This is a genomic window from Methanobrevibacter sp., from assembly GCF_045541095.1.
Taxonomy (GTDB): domain Archaea; phylum Methanobacteriota; class Methanobacteria; order Methanobacteriales; family Methanobacteriaceae; genus Methanocatella.
On record NZ_JAZQIJ010000218.1, the window covers coordinates 1 to 8,236 of the forward strand.

The 8,236-nt window shown below is 31.6% G+C and carries 8 protein-coding genes; 3 read left to right on the plus strand and 5 right to left on the minus strand.

Annotation, left to right across the window (positions count from 1 at the left end; all coding sequences use genetic code 11):
• Positions 1 to 270: 270 nt before the first annotated feature.
• The gene (locus ACKI2P_RS09180) at positions 271 to 885 is read right to left on the minus strand and encodes a phosphatase PAP2 family protein (protein WP_407377067.1); all 615 of its coding nucleotides are present in this window, start codon (positions 883 to 885) and stop codon (positions 271 to 273) included.
• A gap of 403 nt (positions 886 to 1,288) precedes the next feature.
• On the opposite strand from ACKI2P_RS09180, the gene ACKI2P_RS09185 reads away from it, so the two are divergent.
• The gene (locus ACKI2P_RS09185; RefSeq protein ID WP_407377068.1) at positions 1,289 to 1,840 is read left to right on the plus strand and encodes a hypothetical protein; all 552 of its coding nucleotides are present in this window, start codon (positions 1,289 to 1,291) and stop codon (positions 1,838 to 1,840) included.
• Positions 1,841 to 1,896: 56 nt separating this feature from the next.
• Here the strand turns inward: ACKI2P_RS09185 and ACKI2P_RS09190 are convergent, their stop codons facing one another.
• Positions 1,897 to 2,562, minus strand: coding sequence for a zinc-ribbon domain-containing protein (locus tag ACKI2P_RS09190; protein ID WP_407377070.1), 666 nt, complete (start codon positions 2,560 to 2,562; stop codon positions 1,897 to 1,899).
• Between the two features lie 165 nt (positions 2,563 to 2,727).
• Here ACKI2P_RS09190 and ACKI2P_RS09195 point away from each other — a divergent pair, with 165 nt between their 5' ends.
• Complete coding sequence (locus ACKI2P_RS09195; RefSeq protein ID WP_407377072.1) at positions 2,728 to 3,282, plus strand: flavodoxin family protein; 555 nt, start codon at positions 2,728 to 2,730, stop codon at positions 3,280 to 3,282.
• A gap of 105 nt (positions 3,283 to 3,387) precedes the next feature.
• Here the strand turns inward: ACKI2P_RS09195 and ACKI2P_RS09200 are convergent, their stop codons facing one another.
• Complete coding sequence (locus ACKI2P_RS09200) at positions 3,388 to 4,659, minus strand: STAS domain-containing protein (RefSeq protein ID WP_407377074.1); 1,272 nt, start codon at positions 4,657 to 4,659, stop codon at positions 3,388 to 3,390.
• Between the two features lie 195 nt (positions 4,660 to 4,854).
• On the opposite strand from ACKI2P_RS09200, the gene ACKI2P_RS09205 reads away from it, so the two are divergent.
• Positions 4,855 to 5,637 carry a class I SAM-dependent methyltransferase gene (locus ACKI2P_RS09205; RefSeq protein ID WP_407377076.1) on the plus strand — a complete coding sequence of 261 codons (783 nt, stop codon included), beginning with the start codon at positions 4,855 to 4,857 and terminating at the stop codon, positions 5,635 to 5,637.
• Between the two features lie 248 nt (positions 5,638 to 5,885).
• Here the strand turns inward: ACKI2P_RS09205 and ACKI2P_RS09210 are convergent, their stop codons facing one another.
• Together ACKI2P_RS09210 and ACKI2P_RS09215 are read right to left on the minus strand one after the other, a co-directional pair.
• A complete protein-coding gene (locus ACKI2P_RS09210) occupies positions 5,886 to 6,146 on the minus strand; it encodes a hypothetical protein (RefSeq protein WP_407377078.1) in 261 nt (86 codons plus the stop codon).
• A gap of 716 nt (positions 6,147 to 6,862) precedes the next feature.
• Positions 6,863 to 7,951 (minus strand): chitobiase/beta-hexosaminidase C-terminal domain-containing protein, encoded by a 1,089-nt coding sequence (locus ACKI2P_RS09215; protein WP_407377080.1) that lies wholly within the window; start codon positions 7,949 to 7,951, stop codon positions 6,863 to 6,865.
• Between the last annotated feature and the right edge of the window lie 285 nt (positions 7,952 to 8,236).

The window sequence follows — 8,236 nt, forward strand, 5'->3', positions numbered from 1 at the left end:
TAAAATAATTTTAGAATTATTTCACATGATTTTACTTTCATTATATTGAAAATTCAATTGATTAAATAAAATGTTTATTCCTTAAAGTATTAAATAATAGTTTAATCTTTTAATATTTTTAATGTTAGTTCTAAAATTACAATCATCGTTTGACTTCATATAGATTATTTAGTTTATATTTATCATATATTGCAAAAATTCATGTTGAAAATGCTTTACATATTTTACTATTAATGCCATATTGAAAGTTTTGAGAGAGAATATGTTTTTTCAATCTTTTAACCTTAATTTAATTTTCAATAATTTTAAAGACTCACGGGGATCATTTAGGAAATTAATTATATAATCCACTATAAAATCAAGATAACTTACTGTAATTATTGCAGATATCAGTCCGATTGTTCCTCCTCCGATAACGTCAATTGGATAGTGGACTCCACCATACATCACTACAAATGCCAATATCATCACATATGCGATTGCAGGGACAAATAAAAATTTTCTATATTTTTTAGTTTTCATAAGGATAATTGAAAGCACCATGACTGTATCGGCAAAATGGCCTGAAGGAAATGAATAATATCCGTTGTCAATGACAGCCAGACGTATGCCATCCAAAACCATGAAAGGTCTGGGGCTTGGATAAAATGTTTTACCTAATCCTACAAAAAGGCTTGAAACTAAAAATCCAATAAGACATAATGCCGCCAGTTTAAAAATCTTGTCTTTTTTCAGTTTCCAGGATATTATCACGGCCAGTATAATAAGAATTAATGTAACTTTCACATCAGCGATATGGTATATGATTGGCGCAATCTGGTCCAAAAACGGATTTTGCAGAGTGTTATTGATGTAATATAGTAATTCTGTCTGAATATTTGGCATATAATTGCCTCGATTTTTCTTATTTGATTTAATTTATAAAAAATTATTATTATAAACTTTTTTTGTAAGTAAACACTAGATGACTCTGTATAAATGTAAATGTGGGTAGCTGCATCATATCTTAAAAAATTGGTTGATGATTTAGAAATCTGTTGAGTTTTTGTTTAGTGTCGGTATGTGTGGGTATTTTTAACCAGATTATATTATCTTAGGGGATTTCGTTTCCAATTTAGGAACTTTAAATTTGCTTAATTGCTTTTTTATGATGAAAGTATGCGCTTACATTCGAAAAACTTTATATATGGAGCTTTATATACAATTAATTGTCTTACAGAAACGATTTTTGAAAAACGGAATTGTTTTTGGGAATTTTAATTAAACAAAATCAAGAGAGGTAAAAACAATGAACATTAAAAAAATATTTTTTGCACTTGTTGTAACGGCACTGCTGATTGGCAGCGCATGTGCCGCAAACATGAATGACTTTAAGGTAGACGGATTTAACAGCTCATATATCAATGATAATAATTCAGCATATATAAGCAGCAATGGAGATTCAGGAGTCTCAATTTACAAAAACACAAACGCTGTTTATCATGATGATGACGGTTATTATGATGACGACGGAGATTATGACTATGATGATGACGGTTATTACGATTATGATGATGCCTATGATCATGACTACGATGACCATTATTATGCTCAAAACACCGGCAAAGTTGTCAACGGAATTCAGGACGACATGCAGCTTACCAAAAATGCGGACAACACCGCCACATTCACAGACTACGATGACGCACAACACGGAATAATAGAAGTCGTAGAATTCGGTGGCCAACAATATACAGTCGTCTTCTGGGCTCACGGTCCAACCAGCACAAACAACACAGATTTAATGGCAAAATTAACCAAATTCAACAGTGATAATGGAGTTGCTCCAATAGCATTCTAATTATCATTATATATTTTTTTTTTTAAAATTTCAGGATTTATTCAAAACTTAATTATTCATTTAAAATCTTCACAGTAACGTCCAAATGCTAAGTTATGCCCTAACCTGCAATAATACTCAACATATCCGTCGCCGTCAAAGTCACCGACTATTGCTCCTCCGCCATCGAAAAATTCCTCGTAGCAATGCATGCAGCCGAAACTGCAATAGCCTCCGGAAGTGGGTTTATTCTCTTTTTCTTTTTTGCTGATGATCGGTTTTTCATCTGGGATTCCTATTTCTTCTAATTCTTTTTTTATGAAGTTTTTAATATCATTATGGGTCATATTTTCCTGTTTATTGACAATCTTATTTTTCAGTTCTTCCTTAATGAGAATTACATCAATTTTGTCTGCATTGTTTTTTCTTATTTCTGATTTTATCTCTTCGGATTCAAATATTTCATCAACGGTTTTTAATTTTTTCTTTTGTTCTTCCCTTTTTTGTTCCATTAAAATTTTATTTACACGGTCTAACAATGGTTCTGACGATGAAGAATCCTGGTTTACATTAGAATTATCTATTTTTGCCCCGCAGTTTGTACAAAATTTATAGTCCTTTTTAATTTCGGTCCCGCAGTTAAAACAGAAGTTATGGTCCTTTCTAATTTTCGCTCCACAGTTGGTACAAAAATTATCGTCTTTTCTTATTTCGCATCCGCAGTTAGTACAATAATTGACCATATTTTGCCCTTCAATAATTTGTCTTCTTAAACAAATTTCAGTCTGAAAACTTATTTATAGGTTGTGTTTATCAATAAGTTAATATGCATAGTGTTAGATAATTTTTACTATAATAGTGATTTTTTCTGATGAAAAATAATCTATTTTTATTTTTGGAGATATTTTATGAAGATTTTAGGAATTAATACAAGTCCAAGAGAATCAAGTAATGTGAGAATTGCTTTGGAAGCAGCATTAGATGGCGCTTCTTCAAAAGGAGCAGAAACTGAAATTGTAGACGTTAACAAATTAACAATCACACCATGTCAGGGTGACAACTACTGTAAAGAGCATGATTCTGAATGCGCTTTAAATGATGATATGCAGGACATATATCAAAAAATCGAAGAAGCTGACGGAATCATATTGGCAAGCCCAATATACTTCTGTGACGTGAACGCTCAGGCAAAACTTGTCATCGACAGATTATACTCTTATTTCATGAACCCTAAATACAGCGAACTGTTTTCAAATAAAAAAGTTTCAATAATCGCAACTCATGGTGCCGCTCCTTTAGAAGCATTTGAAAGTTCTTTAAATACTCAAATGGCAGCATTTGAAGTTTTAGGATTTAAAACTGGTGACATCATTAATTTAGATGACAATAATGTTCCAGGAGCCATCAGTGATAAGGAAGATCAATTGCAAAAAGCAAGAGAACTTGGTGAGAACTTAATTTAAGGGGTATGGTGAAATATCCGGAAAAAGACTTACATTCAATTATTTTTAAAAATTTTAAACTTCCTCGACATTGAAAGTTGGGGAAGTTCTGCATTTACTTATTTTCTAATTAATCTGTATATTGGTATCTGATAAAACTTCAATAACCTTTTCACTGCATGATTTCATTATGACTCCGTTCTCGCAGTCGTTTTGCATAATGAGAAGAACGCGCATTCCTGCAGAGGATACATATTCAAGTTCAGAACAATCAATGCACACGCTTTTGAGAGAATTATCTTTTTTAATATTTTCATAATTGCCAAGTAGCTCGGGTGCACTTAATGAATCTAAATTACCTGACAATACCAGATTAAGTCTGTTGCCGTCAACTGATGCATCTGCATTAAAAGATTCTGTTGGTGTATCTGATATACCAGCCTTATCTGTTTCATCAACTGAAATCTTCCATATATTCACTTTTTTTAAGCCTTCCTTGATATGCTCTGCAATCTCAGGATCTATATTCTCCAAACTTTTAAACTCTGGTATGTGGTCTGCGTATGGAAGTTTCTCCAGTTTAAATCCTTTTGATTTAATATAATTCAAAGCATTTCTAATATTTTCCTCGACGTTTCCTCTTAAACTGATGGTTATTGTATTTTCCACGACAGATACATCGGATTTGTCTTCAATTCTATATTTCGCCTCATACATTTTCTCTCTTGTTCTGTCCCCATAGAAGGCTTTCACTATCAAAACGTATAGAAAAGATATCTCTGGATCAAGTGTAATCCAGTATCCTCCATGCTCCTGAAGAATCCGTTTAATGTTATCGCACATTGCATCCATTTCACGGTCGGTAAGATACATCATGAGTCCTTCTGTTGTTATGCATACCTCTCCGTCAATCTTGTCAAATGCGGATTTAAGGGAGTGATAGTTGGTTGCATCCACGCCCTCGAAACTGACAAGTTTCTTTTGCTCTTCATCCAGAAGTGACATTACAGCAGGTTCGACTTCATTGATTGTTGCAGGAAGGTCAAGTCCGACATATTTCCTGCCGTTTTTAGCAAATTCAATGGATCTTGGTGTAAAACCGCACGGAAGGTCAAATACTGTAAAATTGGATTCCATAGCGAGCTTTCCATTGGTAAAGTATCTTACATCCATAATGATGCTGTTTACAAAAAGGTCATCATCATCGACATTTACTGTCTTGCTGTTCTGTGTCTCTTTCCGGGTAAGATTCAGCCTTTCGGCTACAGCTTTTGCATCGTCATGACCTGCCGCTGCCAGCTGAAAAAGGGTCATTCTGGCAGTAGTGAATATGGGATTTGTTCTTTCAAGTAAATCCCTGTCAATTTCCATTCCTTCAAAATTAAAAATATTGTCCATAATCTATCCCTATTATATTATATGTTTTGCAGAGATTATTTATCTTTTGAATATACAATCAAAATATAGGTAATTCATATATTTTCAACTGGGTTTCTGTAAGATTAAATTTAAAAAATTTAGGCATACCTAAAAATTTATATATTTCTTTGACCAACTATTATATAATTTTAATTAACGAATGGAGAAATAATTATGAATTTAGAAGGTGTAGAAAAAACCATGCTTTTGACATTGTTTGCAAAAGCACAGCATTCACAAGAAGAGAACCATAAATTTTTCGACCAGAAGGCAATAGAGGTCGTATCAAAAATAGACTATGATTTTACAGTATCTGACAAGGACAGATTCATGAAATACGGAGTAATATCCAGAACTATCGTATTGGATGAGATGGTTTCTGCATACATTGAAAAGCATCCGCACTCAACAATAGTAAATATCGCATCTGGTATGGATACAAGATTCGACAGGTTGGATAATGGTCTTATCAGGTGGTACAATGTGGATTTGGAAAATTCAGCCAATTTCAGACTGCAATATATTGAGGATTCAGAAAGGGTCAAGACTCTCGCCTACTCAGCAATGGATCCTGAATGGGCCAATGAAATCAGGATTGAAAGCGGAAATGTACTGTTTATAATAGAAGGACTGTCAATGTATCTTGATGAAAACGACAACTCAAAAATATTAAAGATAATCAACGACAATTTCAGGCATTGTAGCATATTTGTAGAAATAATGCCTCCGGTATCTGTTGAAAATGTGGTTGAAAAATCAGTTGAGGAAACAAATTCCAAATTCATATGGGGCGTTGAAAAGGGTTCAGACCTTTTGCGATTGAATTCCAATTTCAGATGGATTAAGGATGTTAATCTCTTTGACGGAATGAACAAATTCAAACCGGCATTCAGGTTGTTTACCTGGCTTCCGTTTTTAAGAAGAAAAATGGACTATATAGCAGTATTGGAAAAGTAATAAAATAAGTAGCTTAACTGATATGCAGATATTTTCAAGAAAAATTCTATAATTCACTTTTAAAAAATTAAAAAAAGGTAATTGGTTTATTTACCAATTACTTGTTTGATTAAACTTTCAATAGGAGCATCAATTTGAATTAAGTCTCTTAGTCAACCATATCAAAATAAATATTCCTTATTTTTTTATCTAAAATTCTCTGTTTGGATAAAATATTTTTTTATTGTTTTTTTTAAAGTTTAGGGAGTTCAATTACTCCACTTACGTTGCAGCTCCTTATCATTGAACACGACTTTTTCAGCACAGGTATCGTACTGTGAGACTTCGGATATTCCTGACTGGAAGAATTGTAAACACATGTCTTTTCGCGGAACATAGTTTTGACAGTTCAAATGAACATTGCCTTTACAGTTATCGCACCCATTATCCGGAGCTTCTTTATTTTTACAGAATAATTCATCATTTTCTGTGAAACGGTATTCACAGTCTTTAAACACAATATTAGTCATAGGTTAATCTCCAATTTACATTCTAATATACGTTAAATTCTATGAAATTTTTCGTATTTTTGTATTTAAACTTCTATTTTTCTTTCCTTAAAAATTTTTATGATGTCTGATTTTTCATAAAGTGTGGTTCGAAAATTAATATTCAATGTTAATTATGCTAATTGGAGATTGTCATATCTTGATTATGATTATTTGAATTTTTATTTTAATGTTTATTAATTGTTTTTTTGGAATTTAAAGATGCAAGCAAGCACTTGCACTCGAAAAACTTTATATGTGGTGTTGTTTATATTATTAGTTAGTGCACAGAAATGTGACTTTAAAAAATTATAATGTGATAATTATGATAGATGTTAAAGCAAATAAAAATAACCCAAATGAACATAAAAGAATAACCGCTAGACTTGTAAGACCTAATAAAACTGCTATTTTTCCTTAATTTTATTATAGGTGCTTAATTTTCTTTAGTCGGCAACGACTTTTTATAAATATTGTTCTATGGGGTGGTTTTTTACCACTTTAATACAATTTCTTATTTTTTCATATGCAATAGCATACTATTTTAATGTAACATCTTAAATTTGTTTTTTTTTAGTTGATTTAAAATTATCAAAAAATGATATTGAATATCTTAAAGAATCCTACATTGCTCATGAACTAGTTGATTACGTTATATTTCAGCAGTCCTGTTATCATAAAAAAAATAAAAATTAAAGCTAAAAGGATAAACTGACTTTATCCAAAGCTTTAATGTATTTATTGGCATAATTCTGTTTTACCTTTTGTGAGTAGGAAAGTTCTGTTTCATAGATATAGGAAACCAAACCCTTATTGGCGATAGGCACTGTAATATAGGCAGGACTGGAACCTAACTGAGGATCAAATCTTTTGATATGTGGTGTCAATTTAAGCAGTCTATTTAAATAAAGAGTAGATTTCTTATGGAGTTTTTTTGTTATTTTGACACTTTTAATGTTTTTATTTGAAATCATATGGATAAACCTAGGATATTTGTATCCGCTAAGTTTATAATTTGTTTCATGAACATCTGTTGTTATTTGAGGTTTTTCCTTAGCTATATCCTTTATTATGTATTTGTTTCCCAGTATCTGACCGTGCATTCTGCTTTTCGAATAACTGTTCTTGTCTTTTGTGACATGAATGTAGTAAAGCACATATTTTCTTTTTAATTTACCGGTTAGCTTGGCCAGGCTTTTATAAATTGCCTTGTGCATTCCGCTTTCCTGAACATGAACTCCAACAATCAATGCAATGCTTTTTGCTGATGTGAGATTGCCGAAGTAAAGCTTTTCAACATATCCTTTTGAAGTTTTGCCTAAAATTCTTTTATATGTATAAACTTTTGATTTGCTTCCATCCTTTGAAACGGCAAAAAACTTCAAAACCTTATTTGACGCTAAAGTTATTGGCTTTGTATATTTTTTGCTGTGAACAGTTGGTTTTTTACCGTTTGTTGAATAATAGATTGTTCCTTTCTTGTCTGATTTAAGTTTAATAACTAATTTTTTGTCGGATTTGACAGTCATCTTATTTATCCATACTTTAGGGGCTTTTTTAATGACTGGTTGGGATTTTTCAGCAGTATTCTGATTTGTGGCTGAAGCGTTATCTGAAGAATCATTAACATTTTGATTACTTTCCTCCTCAATAGGAAGAGAAGGTTGCAAACCGGATTCATTTGCAATGCTGTCTGTCAAATTACTATTTTCAGCACTGACTGATGCGATTAAACAAAATAAAGACAAAATTATTAAAATCAATATGGCATATTTTTTATTAAACAAGGTTTAACCTCCCCCAATTATAATAATTGTTTTATCTTAAATGCAATAATGCTATAGCTCTATAAGTTATGGATGAATTACAGTATGTGTTTACTATTGTAAATACTTATCTTAATCTTCATGTTTTGAATAACTGCGTTTAAAAGATGCTTTCAAACATAACTAATAAGATCTGATAATTTAGTTTTGCATAATTGCTTTGATATAAAAAAATACGTAAAAAATAAACAGTGATGCAATAACATATTCTAAAAATTATTCAACATCACTATATAAAAAAATAAA